The following is a 20,453-nucleotide window of genomic DNA, read 5'->3' as shown; positions in this document are numbered from 1 at the left end:
CCGAAGCGCCGCCCGGCGCACCCGCTGCCTCTCGCGCCCCTTAACCAACCCCCAGGCCCCTCACCGCCCCCCGACGACGAACCGGCCCCCGGTGCACACGCACCAGGAGCCGGTTCAGGGTCGTACAGGCGGACGTCAGTCCTTGATCTCGCAGATCGCCGCGCCCGAGGTGATCGACGCGCCGACCTCCGCGCCCAGGCCCTTGATCGTGCCGGCCTTGTGGGCGTTCAGAGGCTGTTCCATCTTCATGGCCTCCAGGACGACGACCAGGTCGCCCTCCTTGACCTCCTGGCCCTCCTCGACGGCCACCTTGACGATGGTGCCCTGCATCGGGGAGGCGAGGGTGTCGCCGGAGGCCACGGGGCCCGACTTCTTGGCCGCGCGGCGCTTGGGCTTGGCGCCCGCCGCGAGGCCGGTACGGGCCAGGGACATGCCCAGCGAGGAGGGCAGCGAGACCTCCAGGCGCTTGCCGCCCACCTCGACCACGACGGTCTCACGGCCCATGTCCTCGTCCGCCTCGGCGTCGGCCGGCGCGGCGAAGGGCTTGATCTCGTTGACGAACTCCGTCTCGATCCAGCGGGTGTGGACCTTGAACGGGTCCGCGGAACCGGTGAGTTCGGGCGCGAACGCCGTGTCCCGGACCACCGCACGGTGGAAGGGGATCGCCGTCGCCATGCCCTCGACCTGGAACTCGTCCAGCGCACGCGCGGCCCGCTCCAGGGCCTCCTTGCGGGTGCGGCCGGACACGATCAGCTTGGCGAGGAGCGAGTCCCACGCCGGGCCGATGACCGAGCCCGACTCCACACCGGCGTCCAGCCGGACGCCGGGACCGGACGGCGGGGCGAACGTGGTGACCGTACCCGGGGCCGGCAGGAAGTTGCGGCCCGGGTCCTCGCCGTTGATGCGGAACTCGAACGAGTGACCGCGCAGCTCCGGGTCGCCGTACCCCAGTTCCTCGCCGTCCGCGATGCGGAACATCTCGCGGACCAGGTCGATGCCGGCGACCTCCTCGGTCACCGGGTGCTCGACCTGGAGACGGGTGTTGACCTCCAGGAAGGAGATCGTGCCGTCCTGGCCGACCAGGAACTCACAGGTACCCGCGCCCTCGTAGCGGGCCTCCTTGAGGATGGCCTTGGAGGCGCGGTACAGCTCGGCGACCTGCTCGTCGGACAGGAACGGCGCGGGCGCCTCCTCCACGAGCTTCTGGTGACGGCGCTGGAGCGAGCAGTCACGGGTGGACACCACGACCACATTGCCGTGCTTGTCCGCCAGGCACTGGGTCTCCACGTGCCGCGGACGGTCCAGGTAGCGCTCCACGAAGCACTCGCCGCGCCCGAAGGCGGCGACCGCCTCGCGCACCGCGGAGTCGTACAGCTCCGGTACCTCTTCGAGAGTGCGGGCGACCTTGAGGCCGCGACCGCCGCCGCCGAACGCCGCCTTGATGGCGATCGGCAGACCATGCTCCTCGGCGAACGCGACGACCTCGTCGGCGCCCGAGACCGGGTCGGGTGTGCCGGCCACCAGGGGCGCGCCGGCGCGCTGGGCGATGTGGCGGGCCGCCACCTTGTCACCCAGGTCGCGGATGGCCTGCGGCGGCGGGCCGATCCAGTTCAGACCGGCGTCGAGGACGGCCTGCGCGAATTCGGCGTTCTCCGAGAGGAAGCCGTAACCCGGGTGGATGGCGTCCGCGCCGGACTCCCGGGCCGCGTTCAGGACCTTCTCGATGTCCAGGTAACTGGTTGCCGGTGTGTCACCGCCCAGGGCGAACGCCTCATCCGCAGCGCGGACATGCAGAGCGTCCCGGTCCGGGTCCGCGTAGACAGCAACGCTCGCGATCCCCGCGTCCCGGCAGGCCCGAGCCACCCGGACAGCGATTTCGCCACGGTTGGCGATGAGCACCTTGCGCACGATTGAGGCTCCCTCCTTGAAACAAGCCGAGTTTAGGGACTGCCGACACGGCTCTTCGACCCGTCCCCAATGGTGAGCTTGCCCACACGGAGCGTGATGCGGGGCTCGCCCGACCCGCGAAAGCCCCGGTGGCACCTTGCTACGCAGGACTCCTCCGGAAAACCCTAGCCCTGTCATGTGGCCAAGGTCTCTGTAAGGGCGTGCTGCGGCCCACTCGGTTTCTTTGTCGAGTCCCTACGAATGGCCCAATGATTCTTTGCTGCCGCACGAACCCTTGTCCCCTGGTTTACCCGTTAGTAGCGTTCGCCCTGTCTCGGACTACTGCTGGTAACAGCGGTCAAGGTGGGGAGCGGGTGGGCCGGTGGTGCGCAGGATCGTGGCGTGGGTGGTGACCGTCGTCCTCCTCGTGGAGGCGCTCGGCATCGGGGCGCTGAACTGGTTCCTCGGCGTGGTCGTGGAGCGGCAGAAGATGTCCATGGCCGGCCTGGACCCGCATCTGATGTCGACGTCCTCGAAGATCGGCGGCGTCGTCTTCGGCCTCTACTTCCTGCTGTGCGCCCTGGTCGCCCTGCTGGTGGCGGTCCGCGACCGCGCCCCCGCCGGCTTCGGGCGCGTCGTGCTGATCAGCGCGGCCGTCGTGCACGGACTGCTGGGCGCCTTCGCCTGGGGCCTGGTCAACGCGACGGCCTTCCTGGTCATGGTCGTGGTGCTCGCACTCCTGGTGCTGCTCCTGGTGTCCTACGACCGTGACGGCGGCCCGGCCGAGGCCGCGCCCGGCGGGGACGGCGGGACCGGCGGCGGCCCCAGGGCCGCTGACGAGCCCGTGGACGCCCGTACCGTCCCGCCGGGGGAACCGGTCGCCGGGCGCCCGGCGGAGCCCCAGGACGGGGACGACGAGCCGCAGGACGCCGTCCCCGAGCGGCTCACTCGGCCGGTGCCCACAACTCCGTGATGCCGACGCCCAGTTCGGCCAGCAGCTTGCGCACCAGGGGCAGGCTGATGCCGATCACATTGCTGTGGTCGCCGTCGATGCCCTCGATGAAGGGCGCGGAACGGCCGTCCAGGGTGAACGCCCCGGCGACGTACAGAGGCTCGCCGGAGGCCACGTAGGCGGCGATCTCCTCGTCGCTGGGCTCGCCGAACCGTACGACGGTGGAGGCGGTCGCCGAGACGTAGCGCTCGGCCGCCGTGTCCCAGACGCAGTGCCCGGTCTGGAGGGTGCCGGCCCGGCCGCGCATGGACTTCCAGCGCGCGGTGGCCTCCTCGGCGTCCGCGGGTTTGCCGAGCGCGTGCCCGTCCAGCTCCAGCACCGAGTCGCAGCCGATCACCAGGGCGCCCCGCACCTCGGGCAGCGCCGCCACGACCGATGCCTTGGCCTCGGCGAGGGCGAGGGCCAGTTCGGCCGGGGTGGGGGCGGTGACGGCGTCCTCGTCGACCCCGCTCACGATGACCTCGGGCGTGAGGCCCGCCTGCCGGAGCAGGCCGAGGCGGGCGGGGGACTGGGAGGCGAGAACGAGTCGCCTGCGGTGTGTTGCGGTCATGCGGTCAGGTTAGTCACCCGGTTGCGGGCCCGCGCGAATCACCTGGCGGCGGGCTCGCCGCAGACTCGATGGGCCCGGCGCGGCCCGGTGGGCTCAGCGCAGACCCACCAGCGCGGCCACGACCATCGCCGCGGTCACCGCCACGGCCATGATGACGCCGAGCCGCCGCAGCATGTCCTGCGCCTCGCGCAGCTCCTTCGGCGGTTCGTCATCAGGGTCTGACCAGAGCACCTGTCCAGCGTGCGGGTGGCGGGGGGCCGGGCGCCTGAGTAGCCGTACTCAAATAGGCGCCCGGTGTCCTGCCGCTGTGCGCGGTTCCCCGCGCCCCTTAGGGAGTCAGCCCTAGCTCGGCCAGTAGGTGCGGGTCCAGGCCGCCGCGCCCGCCTGGGGGAGGCGGGCGGCGGCGATGCGGGCCGGGTCGGACCACGCGTCCTTCGGGCCCCGCGCGCCGTCCGGCGCGGCCGCCGCGGCGGCCGCGCGGGCGCGGACCACCGCCAGGGCGGCGGCCAGCTCCTCGGGGGTCGGGTTGCCTCGTACGACCTTGATCGTCATATCGGCTCCTGTCGGTCGGCCGGGCCTAGAGGGGGATGTTGCCGTGCTTCTTCGGGGGCAGTGATTCCCGCTTGGTGCGCAGTTGACGCAGGCCCCGGACGATGTGGGCGCGGGTGTCGGACGGCATGATCACCGCGTCGATGTAGCCGCGCTCGGCCGCCACGTAGGGGTTGAGGAGGGTGTCCTCGTACTCCTGGATCAGCCGGGCCCGTACGGCCTCCACGTCCTCGCCGGTCGCGGCCGCCTCGGCGAGGGTGCGCCGGTGCAGGATGTTGACCGCGCCTTGGGCGCCCATGACGGCGATCTGCGCGGTCGGCCAGGCGAGGTTGAGGTCGGCGCCCAGGTGCTTGGAGCCCATCACGTCGTAGGCGCCGCCGAAGGCCTTGCGGGTGATCACGGTGATCAGCGGGACGGTGGCCTCGGCGTAGGCGTAGATCAGCTTGGCGCCGCGCCGGATGATGCCCTCGTGCTCCTGGCCGACGCCCGGGAGGAAGCCGGGCACGTCCACGAAGGTCAGCACCGGCAGGTTGAACGCGTCGCAGGTGCGCACGAAACGCGCGGCCTTCTCGGAGGCGTCGATGTCCAGGCAGCCCGCGAACTGCATCGGCTGGTTGGCGACGACACCCACCGGGTGCCCCTCGACCCGGCCGAACCCGGTGACGATGTTCGGCGCGAACAGGGCCTGCGTCTCGAAGAACTCGCCGTCGTCCACGACGTGTTCGACCACCGTGCGGATGTCGTACGGCTGGTTGGCGCTGTCCGGGACGAGGGTGTCCAGCTCGCGGTCCTCGTCGTTGAGCGCGAGGTCCGCCTCCTCCGGGAAGACCGGGGGCTCGGAGAGGTTGTTGGACGGCAGGTACGACAGCAGCTGCTTGATGTACTCGATGGCGTCCTTCTCGTCCCCGGCCATGTGGTGGGCCACGCCGGAGACGGCGTTGTGGGTACGGGCGCCGCCCAGCTCCTCGAAGCCCACGTCCTCGCCGGTGACGGTCTTGATGACGTCGGGTCCGGTGATGAACATGTGCGAGGTCTGGTCGACCATGACCGTGAAGTCGGTGATGGCCGGGGAGTACACCGCGCCGCCGGCGCAGGGGCCGACGACCAGGGAGATCTGCGGGATGACACCGGAGGCGTGGGTGTTTCGGCGGAAGATCTCGCCATAGGCGCCGAGCGAGGCGACGCCCTCCTGGATCCGGGCGCCGCCGGAGTCGTTGATCCCGATGACCGGGCAGCCGGTCTTCAGGGCGAAGTCCATGACCTTGACGATCTTCTGGCCGTACACCTCGCCGAGCGCGCCGCCGAAGACGGTGAAGTCCTGGGAGAAGACGGCGACGGGGCGGCCGTCGACCGTTCCGTATCCGGTGACGACACCGTCGCCGTAGGGCCGGTTCTGCTCAAGCCCGAAGTTGGTGGAACGGTGCTGGGCGAACTCGTCGAGCTCGACGAACGACCCCTCGTCCAGGAGCAGTTCGACCCGCTCACGGGCGGTCAGCTTGCCCTTGGCGTGCTGCTTCTCGACGGCGCGCTCCGAGCCGGCGTGCGTCGCCTCGTGAATGCGCCGCTGGAGATCCGCGAGTTTGCCCGCGGTCGTGTGAATGTCGATCTCTTGGATCTCGTGACGCTCTTCCGGCTCGGACATCGGGATGCGGCTCCCTGCCTGCTCAAAAGGGGGGACGGTTACTCGTTCGTAGAGTAGTGCTGGGGCTACCGATCAGCACTGCGTCGTTTGCCACACCTAGGGTGGCTTGCATGACGCCCCGAGATGCAGCAGACGACAATCCCGGCCGCTGGTCCGATCTGGACCGCCCGCCGCTGAACGCGACCGCCCTGCGCCGCGCGCTGGTGCGCGAGGGCGGGCTGTGGTCCGAGCTGGAGGTCGTGCAGCGCACCGGCTCCACCAACAACGACCTCGTGGCGCGCGCCGCGGCCGGTCCGGTGGCCGAGGGCACGGTGCTGGTGGCGGAGGAGCAGACGACCGGCAAGGGCCGCCTGGACCGCCGCTGGTCGGCACCGCCGCGCTCCGGTCTCTTCGTCTCCGTGCTGCTGCGGCCCGCGGAGGTGCCGGTGCATCACTGGGGGTGGCTGCCGCTGCTCACCGGGGTCGCGGTGGCGACGGGGCTGGCGCGGGCGGCGGGCGTGGACATGGCGCTGAAGTGGCCGAACGATCTGCTGGTGACGGTCGACGGGGAGGAGCGCAAGGCGGGCGGCATCCTGCTGGAGCGGGCCGGCGAGGACGGCGTCGTCATCGGCTTCGGCCTCAACGTCTCGCTGCGCGCGGAGGAACTGCCGGTGGCGCGGGCGGGTTCGCTGCTGCTCGCGGGCGCGGTGAACACCGACCGGGACCCCCTGCTGCGGGCGGTCCTGCGCTCCCTGGAGGACTGGTACGGCCGCTGGCGCGCGGCCCTCGGCGACCCCGCCGAGTGCGGCCTCCAGGAGGCCTACGCGGCCGGCTGTGCGACCCTCGGCCGCACGGTACGGGCGGAGTTGCCGGGCGACCGCGACCTGACCGGCGAGGCGGTGGCCGTGGACGGTGACGGCCGCCTGGTCATCGCGACGGCGGAGGGGGTTCAGCCGGTGGGGGCGGGCGACATCGTGCATCTGCGCCCGGCGTGAGGGTTTACCGGGGACTTCTCGGCTGAGGGGGCTGAGATTCCCCGGGGGCGCGGGGAACGGTGCTGCACAGGCGTACGGCGGGGCCGGGGAGTCTTTTTAGGGGCGCGGGGCTGTGTTGATGTGCGGCTCCGCCGCGTGGGCGCGATCAGCCACGATGGCGCCGCACTTGGGTCAGCGGGCCGGGGGCCGGGACGCTTGCCCGCGCCGGCGGGGTGCCGCTGCGCCACCCGTGCCGCCCCAAGCGGCACGACTGCCCGCAGCGGCGGCAGGCTGCTGCGGCGGCGAGCCGTGGCAGCCGGGCGGCCCACGGCTAGGGCGGCGTCCAGGGCCACGGCGGCGGCCCGCGGCCAGGGCGGCAGCCGAGGGCTAGGGCGTCGTCCCGGGTGGGATGCGTGCGCCCTCGAAGAACGTGGTCAGGTAGCGGTGGGCGGTGCGGAGGCGGGACGCCGTGTCGCCGCCGTGGAGGTTCACCGCGTGCGCGATGCCGCACATCAGCGGGACGAGGTCGCCCGCGATGAGGTCGGGGCGGATCGCCGCCGCCGCGTGCGCCCGGTCGAGCAGCTCCGTGCCGGCCGTCGCGAGGGACCGCTTGAGCTCGGCCGTCCGCGGCAACGCGTCCACCGTCGCCGCCGCGACCGGCGCCAGCGCCGCATCCGTGATCTGCGCCTCCACGACACGCGACAGGAACCCCTCCAGCGCGCGCAGCGGATCCGCCTCGGCCAGCGCCCGGCGCCCGTGCTCCGCGAGACCTTCCAGACAGGGCGCGGCCACGGTCTCCAGCAGCGCCTCGGGCGTGGCGAAGTGCCGGTAGACGGTCCCGACTCCGAGCCCCGCCCGCCGCGCGACATCGTTGAGCTGGAGCGCGGTGCCCTCGTCCACCAGTTCGCGGGCTATGGCGACGATCCGGTCCCAGTTGCGGGCGGCGTCCTTGCGCAGCGGCGTGCTCGTCATAGGGGCAGTCCAGATCGCTCGTCTCGCGGCATCGGTTCGGCGTTCGATCGTACGTGGGGCGTTCGGACCGGCGCGGCCGCGGGCGGGCCCGTGCCGGCCCGCCCACGCCCCCGGCCGTCAGCCCCGGCGCCCCTCCTCCCCGAGGAACCCGGTGATCAGCTCCAGCCACCGCTGCGGCTGCTCCAGGAAGGGCAGATGCCCGGTCGCCAGCTCGGCGGTCCGCGCGCCGGGTACGGCCGCGGCCAACTCCCGCTGGAGGGCGGCCGGTATCAGGGGGTCGGCGGTGGTGACGACGACCAGCGTGGGCACGTCGAGCGCCCCGAGGTCGGCCCGGACATCGACGCGGCGGACCAGGTCGACCTGGGCACCGGTACCGGTCGGCAGCGCCGCCGCGGTCTGCTCGGCGCCCCCGCGCGCCTGGGCCGGAGTGAGGGTGTTGAGCACCGGCGTGCTCACGGCCAGATGGGTCAGGTACTGGGCGAGCAGGACGTGCTGCCCGGACTCGTACAACTGCTGCCAGATGGCGGCGGCCAGGTCGGTGCGCGTGTCCAGCCGGGCGAAGGCCGCGCTCAGCACGAGCGCGGTGACCCGGCCGGGATGCCGTACCGCGGCCCTGATCGCGACCGGCCCGCCGAGCGAGTACCCGCAGAGCGCGAACGTGTCGAGGCCCGCCGCGTCCGCCGCGCCGACGAGCTGGTCCGCCAGTTCGTCGAGTTCGAGGGCCGTCGGCGCGGCGGGCGTCCGCCCCGAGCCGGGGTAGTCGACCCCGACGACGGTGTGCCGGGCGGCGAGCCCTTCCAGGAGCGGCCCGTAGTTGGCCTCGATGCCACCGCCCGCGCCATGGGCGAGCAGGAGACCGGGCCCGGAGCCGCGGACGGTGCGGGTATAGGCGGTCGGGGCTGCGTCGGTCACGGACGTGCCCCCAACGGGGCGTGGGTCTCGCTGAGCCGGCGTACGGCCGCGGCGAGACGCGGGTCGGTCGCGGGGCGGAACGGGGCGACCGGGAGCGCCTCGGGGCCAAGGACGAGGCCGGTCCTGCCGGTCAGCGCGCTGTCGGTGGCCGCGGCGATCGAGGACCTGGCCGCCACGGACGCCGGTCCTGAGGTGGAACGCGCGAACCTGCGCCGTACCAGCGGCCACAGCAGCCGTAGGACGGGGGAGACGATCCTGGGGTCGGTCAGGGTGCCGTCGGTCATGTCGGTCGCCGCGCCCCCGGGATCGGCGGCGAAGACCGAGACACCCGTGCCGTCCAGCCGTGCGGCCAGGTCCAGGGTGTACGCGAGGTGGGCGAGCTTGGCGCGTCCGTAGTGGTGGAAGCCGTAGTAGCCGCCGGGCGGTTCGACTGCGCCGAAGTCCCGCTTGGCGACGCCGACCGCGCCCGAGGTGACGTTCACGATCCTGCTCGGCGCGCCGGCCCGCAGCGTGGGCAGCAGCAGTTCCGTCAGCAGGTAGGGCGAGAGGTGGTTGACGACGAACGACGCCTCGACGCCGTCCAGGATCCGCCGCTCGGCGAACATCGCTCCGATGTTGTTGACCAGCAGCGCCAGGGGTTCCCCGGAGGCGGCGTGGTCGTCGGCGATCCGGGCCGCGAGCGAGCGCACCTGGTCGAGCGAGGAGAGGTCGGCGCCCAGGAACCGTGCGGGCCGCGCCGGGTTCACCGCGTTGATCCGCTCGACCGCCCCGGCCCCCCGCACATGATCGCGCCCGACCACGGTCACCGCGAACCCGGCCGCCGCCAGCCCGAGCGCCGTCTCCAGCCCGATCCCTCCCGTCCCACCCGTCACCACAGCTGTCTCCGACATGAGCGCGCCTCCACCCCGAGATAAAACCGGATAGGTCATCCGATTGATGGCGACGGACGCTAGCACGCAATCGGATTACCTATCCGGTTAATCTCCGGGTACCTGCACCGCCTCGAAAGGGGCGCGGGGAACTGCGCGAGCAGCCACCACCGGCCCGCAGGTGCGCACAACGACTTCGCCCCCCAAGCTGATGGCGGGGGGTCCGGGGGCCGCAGGCCCCCGGAAAGGGCGTCGGCACCACCCCGGCACACGACTCGGCACCGCACCAGCAGACCCCGGCCGAACCCGACGGAGTGAGCTGGCGCACACCTGCCGTAGAGTTGAGGCCGGTCGTACCTGACCGCGGCAGATCGGAAGGGCAGCAGGCGTGACCGTCGACGACACGGGCCCCGGCGAGCAGGACCGGACGGACCCAAGCGCCGCCGACTCCGGCGAGGACCCGCTCGCGCTCCGTCTCGAACAGCTCATCCTGGGCGCCGAGCGCCGCTACACCCCTTTCCAGGCCGCCCGCAGCGCCGGCGTCTCCATGGAGCTGGCATCCCGTTTCTGGCGGGCGATGGGCTTCGCGGACATAGGCCAGGCCAAGGCCCTCACCGAGGCCGACGTTCTCGCCCTGCGCCGCCTCGCCGGTCTCGTGGAGGCGGGGCTGCTCAGCGAGGCCATGGCCGTACAGGTCGCCCGTTCCACCGGGCAGACCACCGCCCGGCTGGCCGAGTGGCAGATCGACTCCTTCCTGGAAGGCCTGACCGAGCCCCCCGAACCCGGCATGACCCGCACCGAGGTGACGTACCCCCTGGTCGAGCTGCTGCTGCCGGAGCTGGAGGAGTTCCTGGTCTACGTCTGGCGCCGCCAGCTCGCCGCCGCGACCGGGCGGGTCGTCCAGGCCGCGGACGACGAGGAGATGGTGGACCGTCGCCTGGCCGTCGGCTTCGCCGACCTCGTCGGATTCACCCGCCTGACCCGCCGTATGGAGGAGGAGGAACTCGGCGAACTCGTCGAGGCCTTCGAGACCACCGCCGCCGACCTGGTGGCCGCGCGCGGCGGCCGGCTCATCAAGACCCTCGGCGACGAGGTCCTGTTCGCCGCGGACGACGCGGGCACGGCCGCGGACATCGCGCTGCGCCTGGTGGAGACGCTGGCGAACGACGAGACGATGCCCGAACTGCGTGTCGGCATGGCCTTCGGCACCGTGACCACCCGGATGGGCGATGTGTTCGGCACGACGGTGAACCTGGCCTCCCGGCTGACCTCCATAGCCCCGCGCGACGCCGTCCTCATGGACAGCGCGTTCGCCAAGGAGCTGATCCGCACCGGTGAGGCGCCCTCCTCGGAGGCGGAGGCCGCCGAGGCCGCGGCGGCCGCCGAGAAGGAGGGCGAGGAGCCGCCGTCGTACCGCTTCGCGCTCCAGCCGATGTGGCAGCGCCCGGTGCGCGGCCTCGGCGTGGTCGAGCCGTGGCTGCTCACCCGGAGGAACGGCGAGCAGTAGCCGCCGGCCCTGGGTCCCGTAGTTTCTAGCCCCCGTGGCCGCCGAGCACGTCCACGTCCACGCAGAGGGCGATGACCGGCAGGCACAGCCCGCCCGGAGCGGGCGCGGGGGAGCCGTGGGTCGGTGCGGGCGCCGGGGTCGTGGGCGGTGCCGGGTGCGGGGACGGCGCGGGAGGGGCCGGTTCCGGACCCGTGGGCCCGGTCGGGGCGCCCGGGGCGCCGCTCTTCCCGGGCGCGGGCGGCACCCCGCCGTCCGAGCCCTCCGATCCGCGCGAGCCCTCCGATCCGCCCGGGTTCCCAGGTGTCGCCGCGGCGCCGGTGGGCGTGGGCGCGGGAGTGCGCCCGGCCAGGTCGGCGACCGTCGAGGGCGGTGCGAGCGGGCCGGTGGTCAGGGTGCCGGTGCCGGTGGTGGTCGGGGCCGTACGGCCGCCGATCCAGGACGCGCCGGTCCTCGGACCGCCGCTCGCGAGCCCGCCGCCCGGGTCGAGCCGGGGTTCGGCCGCCGCGGTGCCGGGGGCGCCCACGCCGGACTCCGGGGTCATGCGGACCAGGCTGAGCATCCCGGCCGCGAGGACGAGCCCGCTCGCGGCGAGCAACGCCCTGCGGGGGCGGGGTTTACGGTGCCGTCCGCGACGTAGGCCAAAGAACCAGCCACCCGGTTCCGCCGCCTCTGCCGGGCCTCTGCGTATACGTGTTTCCGCCATGCCTGTTCTCCCCCACAACTCCCCGCGCTCCCCTTCGCGCCCCCACCGCGCAGCGCACGCTATGCGCTCGTGTGGGTGATGTGGGGCGAGACGGCCGTGATGTCACCCGAACGGGCGTAGCGGTACGGGGTTTCCTGTGGTCGGGTGCGGCTGCGATGATCGGGCCGACAGGGGTTAACCCGCGTTAACACGTGTACCGGAGGATGCGATGAGCGAGGCGCGGTTCGGGGAGTTCGTGCTGGTACGGCGGCACGGGTACGTCGCGGAGCTGGTCCTGGACCGGCCCAAGGCGATGAACGCCGTCTCCACGCAGATGGCCCGCTCGATCGCGGCCGCCTGTACGGCGCTGGGGGCGGACCGGGACGCCCGGGTGGTCGTCCTGACCTCGTCGCACGAGCGGGCGTTCTGCGTCGGCGCGGACCTCAAGGAGCGCAACTCCTTCAGCGACGCGGACCTGATGCGGCAGCGGCCGGTGGCGCGGGGGGCGTACACCGGCGTGCTGGAGCTGCCGATGCCGACGATCGCGGCGGTGCACGGCTTCGCGCTGGGCGGCGGCTTCGAGCTGGCGCTGTCCTGCGATGTGATCGTGGCCGACCGTACGGCCGTGGTGGGCCTGCCCGAGGTGTCCGTGGGCGTGATCCCGGGCGGCGGCGGCACCCAGCTGCTGCCCCGGCGGGTCGGCGCCGCACGGGCGGCCGAGCTGGTCTTCTCGGCGCGGCGCCTGGAGGCCGCGGAGGCCGGCGAGCTGGGGCTCGTGGACCACGTGGTCGAGGAGGGCCGGGACCGGGAGGAGGCGCTGGAGCTGGCGGCGCGCATCGCCGGGAACTCCCCGGTGGGCCTGCGCGCGGCCAAGCGCGCGCTGCGACTGGGACAGGGCCTCGACCTGCGGGCCGGCCTGGAGGTCGAGGACGCCGCATGGCGCTCCGTGGCCTTCTCCGGAGACCGCGCGGAGGGCGTCGCCGCATTCAACGAGAAGCGGAAGCCGGAGTGGCCGGGGGAGTAGGGGCGGACACCCTTGGGCGCGCCCACGTGCGCGCCCCTGAGGCACGCCGTGCGCGCCCCTCAAGGGGCACCATGGCGTACCCCTGGCCAAACCCCCTATTCGCCGCATCGACGTATCTCTCCGGCCAAATCCTCCCTAATCTGGAGTAATGGGCGACGACGAGCGGCTTGCCGCAGTGGTGGCGTTGGCGCAGGGGATGGCCGCGGCGCACACCCCTGAGGACTCGTGGCAGGCCGCCGCGCTCGGTGCCTGCCACGCGCTGGACGGCAGCTTCGCCGCGCTGTCGGTCTGGGAGCGGGAGCTGGGCCGGCTGCGGGTCCTGGTGAATGTCGGGGACCGGCGTCCGGACGAGGAGGAGTTCCCGGCGGCCGAGTCCTACCCGGTGCACCAGTTCCCGGAGATCACCGAGTTCCTGCACGAGCGCTGGGCCGGTGGCGGCGGTCCCAACGCCTGGGTGGAGACCGCCGAGGGCGCCGCCGCCGGTGTCCCCGGCTACTTCCACCAGCGCGTCGCCGCCCTGCGCCGCCGGGGCCGCGGCTGCTGTGTCGTCGCCCCGGTCGTGCTGCACGGCAGGGCCTGGGGCGAGGTGTATGTGGCGCGGGCCGTCGGAGCCCCGGTGTTCGGCCGCGCCGACGCCGACTTCGCGACCGTCCTCGCGGCCGTCGTCGCCGCGGGGCTCGCGCAGACCGAGCGCCTGGAGGAGGCCCGCCGGCTCGCCTACACCGACGCCCTGACCGGTCTCGCCAACCGCCGCGCCGTGGACACCCACCTCGACGAGGCGCTCGAACGGCATCGCGTCGAGGGCGCCGTCGTCAGCCTCGTGGTCTGCGACCTCAACGGGCTCAAGCGGGTCAACGACACCAAGGGCCACGCCGTCGGCGACCGGCTCCTGGAGCGCTTCGGCTCGGTGCTCTCGCTGTGCGGCGCCATGGTGCCCGGTGCGCTGGCCGCGCGGCTCGGCGGGGACGAGTTCTGCCTTCTCGCGGTCGGCCCGGCCGCCGACGACGTGGTCAAGGCGGCCGACGAACTGTGCCGCCGCGCGGGCGAGTTGGAGCTGGGGGAGGGGGTCGCCTGCGGGGTCGCCTCGACCGAGGACCCGATCGGACCGGTGGCCGACGCCCGGCGGCTGTTCCGTCTCGCGGACGCGGCCCAGTACCGTGCCAAGGCCATGCGCGCCGACCGGCCCGTGGTCGCCGGCCGCGAGGGCCCCGACGACCCGGTCGTCCGGCTCGCCGACGAACCGCCCCCGACCCGCGCCGAGCGCCGCCGTTTCCGCGGCCGCAACCCCTGAAGGCTGCGACGAAGCCCACACCACCGGGTAAGGGGTGCACCCCGTCCCCACTAGTGACACCGCTGCATTCAATGCGTACGCTCCTGAATATGGATATGCACACTGTGGTGGTGGGGACGTCCGGTGTCTCGGCGTCCGACGTTCTCGCCGTGGCGCGCGGCGCTGCCCGGATCGAGCTGTCGGAGGAGGCCGTGGCGGCGCTGGCCGCGGCCCGCGAGATCGTGGACGCGCTGGCGGCCAAGCCGGACCCGGTCTACGGCGTCTCCACCGGCTTCGGCGCCCTGGCGACCCGGCACATCAGCCCGGAACTCCGCGCCCAGTTGCAGCGCAACATCGTCCGCTCGCACGCCGCGGGCATGGGCCCGCGGGTGGAGCGGGAAGTCGTCCGCGCCCTGATGTTCCTGCGGCTGAAGACCGTCTGCTCCGGACACACCGGCGTACGCCCCGAGGTCGCGCAGACCATGGCCGATGTGCTCAACGCCGGGATCACCCCGGTCGTGCACGAGTACGGCTCCCTCGGCTGCTCCGGCGACCTCGCCCCGCTGTCGCACTGCGCCCTGACCCTGATGGGCGAGGGCGACGCCGAGGGCCCCGACGGCGTCGTACGGCCCGCCGGTGAACTGCTCGCCGAGCACGGGATCCAGCCCGTCGAGCTGCGCGAGAAGGAGGGCCTCGCCCTGCTCAACGGCACCGACGGCATGCTGGGCATGCTGGTCATGGCCCTCGCCGACCTCGACACCCTCTACAAGTCCGCCGACATCACCGCCGCGCTGAGCCTGGAGGCGCTGCTCGGCACCGACAAGGTGCTCGCACCCGAGCTGCACGCCATCCGCCCGCACCCGGGCCAGGGCGCCGCGGCCGCCAATATGCTCGCCGTGCTCGAGGGATCCCAGCTCACCGGGCACCACCAGGACGACGCCCCGCGCGTCCAGGACGCCTACTCGGTGCGCTGCGCCCCCCAGGTCGCCGGCGCCGGTCGCGACACCATGGCGCACGCCCGCCTGGTCGCCGAGCGCGAGCTGGCCTCGGCCGTCGACAACCCGGTGGTGCTGCCCGACGGGCGGGTGGAGTCCAACGGCAACTTCCACGGCGCGCCCGTGGCCTATGTGCTGGACTTCCTGGCCATCGCCGCCGCCGACCTCGGCTCCATCGCCGAGCGCCGCACCGACCGTCTCCTCGACAAGAACCGCAGCCACGGCCTGCCGCCGTTCCTCGCCGACGACGCCGGTGTGGACTCCGGTCTGATGATCGCCCAGTACACGCAGGCCGCCCTGGTCAGCGAGATGAAGCGGCTCGCCGTACCGGCCTCCGCGGACTCCATCCCGTCCTCCGCCATGCAGGAGGACCACGTCTCCATGGGCTGGTCGGCCGCGCGCAAGCTGCGCACCGCCGTGGACAACCTCACCCGGATCATCGCCGTGGAGCTGTACGCGGCCACCCGTGCGATCCAGTTGCGCGAGGGCCTGAGCCCGGCGCCCGCCTCCCGGGCCGTGATCGAGGCCGCGCGCGCCGCCGGTGTCCAGGGCCCCGGCCCGGACCGCTTCCTGGCGCCCGATCTGGCCGCGGCCGACGCCTTCGTGCGCGGCGGGCACCTGGTCGAGGCCGTGGAGAAGGTCACCGGCCCGCTCCGGTGACTTGCGGACGGAGGGGCCCCGGCGGCGTCCGGGGCCCCTTAGGGCCTGTCTGACAATTCCCGTCTGCCGCGCGACGCCATGCACGCACTCTCGCGGCACCGGGCGCAGACCCGAGTACGTCCAGTACGAGGGCCTACGCCCGGCACCCCGAGAGCACGCACCTGACGCCGCGCGGCCGCCCTCCGGGCGACGACGGGAATGGTCAGACAGGCCCTAGCCGTCATTTCAGCCTGGTCTCCTGGGCCTTCACGACCGCGGGTGTCACCGTGTACGCCTGCTCGGCCATCATCGCGCCCAGGTTCGACGTGAAGTAGACGGAGACGGTGGAGCCGTGCCGGTCCACCTCGGCGTGCACCAGGGCCGTGCCCCCGCCGTCGCCCTCGTCCTCCTTCATGGTCGCGGCGAACGCCACCGACCCGTCCCCGCCGCCCGCGGGCTTCTCCGCGGCGATCCGGGTGAACTTCACCGAGGCGCCCGCCTGCCGGCCGGTGAAGCCGCCCGCGCACGCCTTCACGGCGGCGGACAGCGACGTCAGGGCCCGCTCGGCGCCGTCCCCGTCGTACGAGGCGAGCGCCACCGTGGTGACGTCCCGGTCGAGGGACTTGCGCATCGTCTTCTCGAACTCGCCCTCGTCCAGGTCGTCCAGGGACGTCGGCTTGGCCGAGGGCTGCTTCTTCGCGTTCTCGGTGACCATGCGGTCGGTGCTCGCCGGGGCCTCGGTGGGCGCGAGCCCGCTCATCACCCGGGTCAGGGGCTCGCAGGCCGCCTTGTCGGTGGTGATCCGGCTGGCGCGGGCCTTAGTCACCGCCCCGACCGCGTAGCCGGGCAGGTCGTCCTGAGTGACGATCAGCTTCTTCAACTCGGCGGCGCTCAGCGCCTTTCGCGCGGAGCCCTTGTCCGCGGAATCCTTCGACCCCTCGTCAGAACACCCCGTGACAAGGGCGAACGACAGCGCGCTCACGGCGACGGTGGCGCACAGCCGCACGCCCGATGATCTCTTCATGAGGCGAACTATGTAAGCCCTGTGAAAGATCAGTCAAGGGAGATTAAAAACCCAGGCGTTCGCGGCGCACGGAATAGACCACGAACCCGGCGCCGAGGGCGAGGAACAGGGAGCCGCCGACGACGTACGGCGTGGTGTCCGGGCTGCCGGTGTCGGCGAGCCGGGCGTCGTCCGCGGACCCCGAACCGGCTCTGGTGGCCGCCGCCGTCACCACACTTGCCTGCTCGGTGACGGGCGCGGAGAAGGTCGTGACGGAGCCGACCGCCGTGTCCTGCGCCGGTCCCTCCTGGGACGCGTTCGCGGACGGGACGAACCACAGGGCACACAGCAGAGTGCCCGCGGCGGTGGCGGTCAGCAGCGGACGGCGAGCGGATGACACGAAATATCGATCCCCTTGTGGCGCTGGCGAATTGGCCGTGTGAGCAGATGTTAGTGAAAGTCGCGGGTCACGGGAAAGTCACGGGAGGTTTCGGCCGTACGCTCGCGCCATGAGCGACGAAGAGACATCACGTTATGTGCGGCTTCGGGTGGAGCTGGTGGTCGAGGTCCTGGACGACGGTGAGGTGACCAAGGCCGCGCTGGGCCGGCTCGCGGCCGATCCCGAGCTGCCGGACTCCGAGCGGGACCAGGCCGAGGGTGCTGTGACCGAAGACACCGCGGAGGCCCTCGCCTACCTCGTGGACCCGTTCGACCTGGTCAGCGCGGTGCCCGGGGTGGAGCTCCAGCAGGCCTCCTGGTCGAGTGAGCGGATCGACTACGACCCGGACTCGCCCGAATGGGACATCGACGGGGATGATGGGCAGGACGACGACGAAGAGGACGGCATCGGCTGAGCGTCCCGGGGCACCTGAAACCCCGGACGGCCACCTGCCGTCCGGGGTTTCGTCGTACGAGGGGGCGCGCGGACCGATCACACACCACCCGCCCGGCGATGTACCGCAGCACGGGCCGGCGGACGTGGTGTGCCCCACAGATCCGGTGGATCCGGAACGGGACGAACCGGCCGTAGCGTTGAAGGTTCCTACGGGGACTCGGGGACTCTCGGGGTTATCTGCGACTCGGCAACGATGGAGAAGCTTGTGATGACGGACGGTAAGCGGCGCAACGGCCTGGTGGCCGCGTCCGCTCTGCTCGGCGGTGTGCTGATGCTCTCGGCCTGTTCCGGAGGGGACAAGGCCGCGGCCCACGGCAGCGGTGAATCATCGCAGGCCCAGGCTGACGCGGCCGCCGCCAAGAAGTCGTCCGAGGCACAGATCGCGGTCACCCCGAAGGACGGCTCGGACAACGCGTCGATCAACAACTCCGGCACCGTCACGGTCGGCAAGGGCACGCTCACCGGTGTCACCATGACCACCGAGGACGGCAAGGCCGTCGCCGGCCAGCTGTCCGCGGACAAGCTCAGCTGGAAGCCGACCGTCCAGCTGGAGCGCTCCACCACCTACAAGATCGCCGCGACGGCCAAGGACTCCCAGGGCCGCATAGCCCACGAGAACGCGTCCTTCACCACCGTCTCGCCGTCGAACAGCTTCATCGGCAGCTTCACCCCCGACAACGGCACGACCGTCGGCGTGGGCATGCCGGTCTCGATCAACTTCGACAAGGCGATCACCAACAAGGCCGCCGTCCAGAAGGGCATCACGGTCAGCACCAGCAGCGGCCAGGAGGTCGCCTGCCACTGGTTCAACGCCAACCGCATGGACTGCCGCCCCCAGGACTACTGGAAGGAAGGCTCCACCGTCACCCTGAAGCTCGCCCTCGACGGCGTCCAGGGAGCCAACGGCGTCTACGGCGTCCAGCAGAAGACGGTCACCTTCCACATCGGCCGCAACCAGGTCTCCTACGTCGACGCGAAGACCCACCAGATGAAGGTCACGCAGGACGGCAAGGTCGTCAAGACCATCCCGATCTCCGCCGGCGCCCCCGAGCACACCACGTACGAGGGCCAGATGGTGATCTCCGAGAAGTTCAAGCAGACCCGCATGAACGGCGCGACCGTCGGCTTCACCGACGACGACGGCAAGGGCGAGTACGACATCAAGGACGTGCCGCACGCCATGCGCCTGACCACCTCGGGCACCTTCATCCACGGCAACTACTGGGGCGCCCCCTCGGTGTTCGGCAGCGTCAACACCAGCCACGGCTGTGTCGGCCTCCAGGACGTCAAGGGCGCGGGCGACCCGAACACCCCGGCCGCCTGGTTCTACGACCACTCGCTGATCGGTGACGTCGTGGTGATCCAGCACACCGGCGACAAGACCGTCTCCCCGGACAACGGCCTCAACGGCTGGAACATGGACTGGGCCCAGTGGAAGGCCGGTTCGGCCGTCTGAGCCTCCCCACAGCCCCGTGAGTGCCGCCCCCGAGGGGGCGGCACTCGCTGTTTCCGGGGTTTCTCAGCCATCTCTCACAGGGGGCTCAGGGTGCCGTCACGGGACGTTTCTAACGTGCGGCGCATGTTCTTCACCTACCTGAGGCGCGAGCTGCGCCGCCGTCGGAAGGCGGCGCTCGTCGTCGCCTCCGGCCTCGCGCTGGGCATCGCGCTGGTCATCGTCGTCAACTCCGTGGCCAGCGGCATGGGCAAGGCCCAGGACAAGGTCCTTCAGTCGCTCTACGGCCTCGGTACGGACATGACGGTCACCAAGGCGGCCACGCCCACCGCCTCGGGCTCCCAGCAGCCCCGTTTCCAGTTCGGGGCGCACGGTGAGGGCGACAAGTCCACGCAGAGCAGCGACCGGGTCCGGGTGCAGGGCTTCAGCACCCTCGCCTCCTCCACCGTCTCCAAGGTCTCCGGCCAGCAGGGCGTGGCGGCGGCCGCCGGCGGTCTGAACCTCTCCGTGGTCAAGGTCAGCGGCACCTTCACCCGCGGCCAGTTCCAGCAGAGCGGCGGGAGCGGCGGCTACGGCTTCCGGCGCGGCGGCGGCAGCGGCCAGCCGCAGGGCGAGGTCAAGGGCGGCGGCGCCGACTTCAACATCAACCAGTACTCGGTCTACGGCACCGACGTCACGCGGACCGGGCTCGGCCCGCTGACCTCCTCCAAGATCACCAGCGGCCGCGGCTTCAAGTCCACCGAGACGGATGCCAAGGTGGCCGTGGCCGACTCGGCGTACGCCAAGGAGAAGAAGTACAAGGTCGGCTCCACCGTCACCATCAAGGACACCAAGTACTCGGTGATCGGCATCGCCACCGCGGACAGCGGCGACCCGGCGGCCAACCTGTACATCCCGCTGAAGCAGGCGCAGACCCTCGCGGGCGAGAAGGACAAGGTCACCACGATCTACGTGCGGGCCACCGACTCCCAGAAGATCGACTCCGTCAAGAGCACGATCCAGAAGAACGTCTCCGGTACGACGGTCACCACCTCCTCCGACCTCGCCAAGACGGTCTCTGGCTCCCTGTCCACCGCCTCCTCGCTCGCCACCAACGTCGGCAAGTGGCTGTCGATCGCGGTGCTCGTGGCCGCGTTCCTGGTCGCCGGCCTGCTCACCTCCTCCGCGGTCTCCCGCCGGGTGCGCGAGTTCGGCACCCTGAAGGCGCTGGGCTGGAAGTCGGGCCGGGTCACCCGGCAGGTGGTCGGCGAGGCCATCGTCAACGGCCTGGTGGGCGGCGTCCTCGGCATCGCCCTGGGCCTGGCCGGCGCCTACGTCGTCACCGCGATCAGCCCCACCCTCCAGGCCCAGCTGGGCGCGAGCGGGGGCGGCTTCGGCGGCGGGCGCGCCGGTGGCGGCGGCTTCGGCGGGGGCGGCGCCGGCGGCGGGTTCGGCAGCGCCGGCGGTCCCGGCCGGCAGGCCGCGAAGTCCCTGGAGGTGGCCCTGACCGCCCCGGTGAGCCTGACGACCATCCTGCTGGCGGTGGGCCTCGCGGTGGCGGGCGGCCTGATCGCGGGAGCGTTCGGCGGCTGGCGGGCCTCCCGGCTGCGCCCGGCGGACGCGCTGCGGCGGGTGGAGTAGCCGCGCCGCGCGCAACCGC

Annotated in this window: 20 protein-coding genes; 9 read left to right on the top strand and 11 right to left on the bottom strand. The window is 72.4% G+C overall.

What is annotated here, in order from left to right; all coding sequences use genetic code 11:
- Positions 1 to 135 precede the first annotated feature (135 nt).
- Complete coding sequence (locus HEP81_RS15135; protein ID WP_037656128.1) at positions 136 to 1,908, bottom strand: acetyl/propionyl/methylcrotonyl-CoA carboxylase subunit alpha; 1,773 nt, start codon at positions 1,906 to 1,908, stop codon at positions 136 to 138.
- A 361-nt stretch (positions 1,909 to 2,269) separates the two neighbouring features.
- Here HEP81_RS15135 and HEP81_RS15130 point away from each other — a divergent pair, with 361 nt between their 5' ends.
- Complete coding sequence (locus tag HEP81_RS15130; RefSeq protein ID WP_381127071.1) at positions 2,270 to 2,860, top strand: hypothetical protein; 591 nt, start codon at positions 2,270 to 2,272, stop codon at positions 2,858 to 2,860.
- Here HEP81_RS15130 and HEP81_RS15125 read toward each other — a convergent pair.
- The 4 genes from HEP81_RS15125 to HEP81_RS15110 all read right to left on the bottom strand — a co-directional run bounded on the left by HEP81_RS15125 (position 2,832) and on the right by HEP81_RS15110 (position 5,640).
- A complete protein-coding gene (locus tag HEP81_RS15125) occupies positions 2,832 to 3,449 on the bottom strand; it encodes a Maf family protein (RefSeq protein ID WP_037656129.1) in 618 nt (205 codons plus the stop codon). The genes HEP81_RS15130 and HEP81_RS15125 overlap by 29 nt on opposite strands.
- 93 nt (positions 3,450 to 3,542) lie before the next feature.
- On the bottom strand, positions 3,543 to 3,680 hold the full coding sequence (gene mmpB, locus HEP81_RS15120) for a morphogenic membrane protein MmpB (protein ID WP_093675788.1): 138 nt from the start codon (positions 3,678 to 3,680) through the stop codon (positions 3,543 to 3,545).
- Positions 3,681 to 3,791: 111 nt separating this feature from the next.
- Entirely contained in the window at positions 3,792 to 4,001 is a 210-nt protein-coding gene (locus HEP81_RS15115) for an acyl-CoA carboxylase epsilon subunit (protein ID WP_037656131.1), read from the bottom strand.
- A gap of 25 nt (positions 4,002 to 4,026) precedes the next feature.
- Complete coding sequence (locus HEP81_RS15110) at positions 4,027 to 5,640, bottom strand: acyl-CoA carboxylase subunit beta (protein ID WP_037656133.1); 1,614 nt, start codon at positions 5,638 to 5,640, stop codon at positions 4,027 to 4,029.
- A gap of 110 nt (positions 5,641 to 5,750) precedes the next feature.
- On the opposite strand from HEP81_RS15110, the gene HEP81_RS15105 reads away from it, so the two are divergent.
- The gene (locus HEP81_RS15105; protein ID WP_037656136.1) at positions 5,751 to 6,614 is read left to right on the top strand and encodes a biotin--[acetyl-CoA-carboxylase] ligase; all 864 of its coding nucleotides are present in this window, start codon (positions 5,751 to 5,753) and stop codon (positions 6,612 to 6,614) included.
- Between the two features lie 366 nt (positions 6,615 to 6,980).
- Here HEP81_RS15105 and HEP81_RS15100 read toward each other — a convergent pair whose 3' ends face one another.
- The 3 genes from HEP81_RS15100 to HEP81_RS15090 form a co-directional block, all read right to left on the bottom strand.
- The gene (locus HEP81_RS15100) at positions 6,981 to 7,565 is read right to left on the bottom strand and encodes a TetR/AcrR family transcriptional regulator (protein WP_037656137.1); all 585 of its coding nucleotides are present in this window, start codon (positions 7,563 to 7,565) and stop codon (positions 6,981 to 6,983) included.
- Positions 7,566 to 7,682: 117 nt separating this feature from the next.
- A complete protein-coding gene (locus HEP81_RS15095; protein ID WP_037656139.1) occupies positions 7,683 to 8,477 on the bottom strand; it encodes an alpha/beta fold hydrolase in 795 nt (264 codons plus the stop codon).
- The gene (locus HEP81_RS15090; protein ID WP_037656142.1) at positions 8,474 to 9,367 is read right to left on the bottom strand and encodes an SDR family NAD(P)-dependent oxidoreductase; all 894 of its coding nucleotides are present in this window, start codon (positions 9,365 to 9,367) and stop codon (positions 8,474 to 8,476) included. Before HEP81_RS15090 ends, HEP81_RS15095 begins: the two co-directional genes overlap by 4 nt.
- Before the next feature lie 367 nt (positions 9,368 to 9,734).
- Between HEP81_RS15090 and HEP81_RS15085 the strand changes: the two genes are divergently transcribed.
- Entirely contained in the window at positions 9,735 to 10,853 is a 1,119-nt protein-coding gene (locus tag HEP81_RS15085) for an adenylate/guanylate cyclase domain-containing protein (protein WP_037656143.1), read from the top strand.
- Between the two features lie 25 nt (positions 10,854 to 10,878).
- On the opposite strand, the gene HEP81_RS15080 is transcribed toward HEP81_RS15085, so the two are convergent.
- Entirely contained in the window at positions 10,879 to 11,394 is a 516-nt protein-coding gene (locus tag HEP81_RS15080) for a hypothetical protein (protein WP_243279419.1), read from the bottom strand.
- A 370-nt stretch (positions 11,395 to 11,764) separates the two neighbouring features.
- Between HEP81_RS15080 and HEP81_RS15075 the strand changes: the two genes are divergently transcribed.
- The 3 genes from HEP81_RS15075 (at position 11,765) to hutH (ending at position 15,484) form a co-directional block, all read left to right on the top strand.
- On the top strand, positions 11,765 to 12,559 hold the full coding sequence (locus HEP81_RS15075) for an enoyl-CoA hydratase/isomerase family protein (protein ID WP_037656145.1): 795 nt from the start codon (positions 11,765 to 11,767) through the stop codon (positions 12,557 to 12,559).
- Between the two features lie 148 nt (positions 12,560 to 12,707).
- On the top strand, positions 12,708 to 13,850 hold the full coding sequence (locus HEP81_RS15070; RefSeq protein ID WP_037656147.1) for a GGDEF domain-containing protein: 1,143 nt from the start codon (positions 12,708 to 12,710) through the stop codon (positions 13,848 to 13,850).
- A gap of 95 nt (positions 13,851 to 13,945) precedes the next feature.
- Complete coding sequence (hutH, locus tag HEP81_RS15065; RefSeq protein ID WP_037656149.1) at positions 13,946 to 15,484, top strand: histidine ammonia-lyase; 1,539 nt, start codon at positions 13,946 to 13,948, stop codon at positions 15,482 to 15,484.
- A 220-nt stretch (positions 15,485 to 15,704) separates the two neighbouring features.
- Here hutH and HEP81_RS15060 read toward each other — a convergent pair whose 3' ends face one another.
- Together HEP81_RS15060 and HEP81_RS15055 are read right to left on the bottom strand one after the other, a co-directional pair.
- On the bottom strand, positions 15,705 to 16,487 hold the full coding sequence (locus HEP81_RS15060; protein ID WP_172636876.1) for a hypothetical protein: 783 nt from the start codon (positions 16,485 to 16,487) through the stop codon (positions 15,705 to 15,707).
- Positions 16,488 to 16,530: 43 nt separating this feature from the next.
- On the bottom strand, positions 16,531 to 16,866 hold the full coding sequence (locus tag HEP81_RS15055; RefSeq protein WP_037662812.1) for an LAETG motif-containing sortase-dependent surface protein: 336 nt from the start codon (positions 16,864 to 16,866) through the stop codon (positions 16,531 to 16,533).
- Positions 16,867 to 16,975: 109 nt separating this feature from the next.
- On the opposite strand from HEP81_RS15055, the gene HEP81_RS15050 reads away from it, so the two are divergent.
- The 3 genes from HEP81_RS15050 (at position 16,976) to HEP81_RS15040 (ending at position 20,434) form a co-directional block, all read left to right on the top strand.
- Positions 16,976 to 17,320, top strand: coding sequence for a hypothetical protein (locus tag HEP81_RS15050; protein ID WP_172624668.1), 345 nt, complete (start codon positions 16,976 to 16,978; stop codon positions 17,318 to 17,320).
- A 249-nt stretch (positions 17,321 to 17,569) separates the two neighbouring features.
- Positions 17,570 to 18,817 carry a L,D-transpeptidase gene (locus tag HEP81_RS15045; RefSeq protein WP_037662817.1) on the top strand — a complete coding sequence of 416 codons (1,248 nt, stop codon included), beginning with the start codon at positions 17,570 to 17,572 and terminating at the stop codon, positions 18,815 to 18,817.
- Positions 18,818 to 18,940: 123 nt separating this feature from the next.
- Complete coding sequence (locus HEP81_RS15040; RefSeq protein WP_037662820.1) at positions 18,941 to 20,434, top strand: ABC transporter permease; 1,494 nt, start codon at positions 18,941 to 18,943, stop codon at positions 20,432 to 20,434.
- The last annotated feature ends 19 nt before the right edge of the window (positions 20,435 to 20,453 follow it).

The sequence above is a fragment of the Streptomyces griseofuscus genome, assembly GCF_014673495.1.
In the GTDB taxonomy this organism is placed as follows: domain Bacteria; phylum Actinomycetota; class Actinomycetes; order Streptomycetales; family Streptomycetaceae; genus Streptomyces; species Streptomyces murinus.
This window is presented reverse-complemented; position numbering and strand designations above follow the sequence as displayed.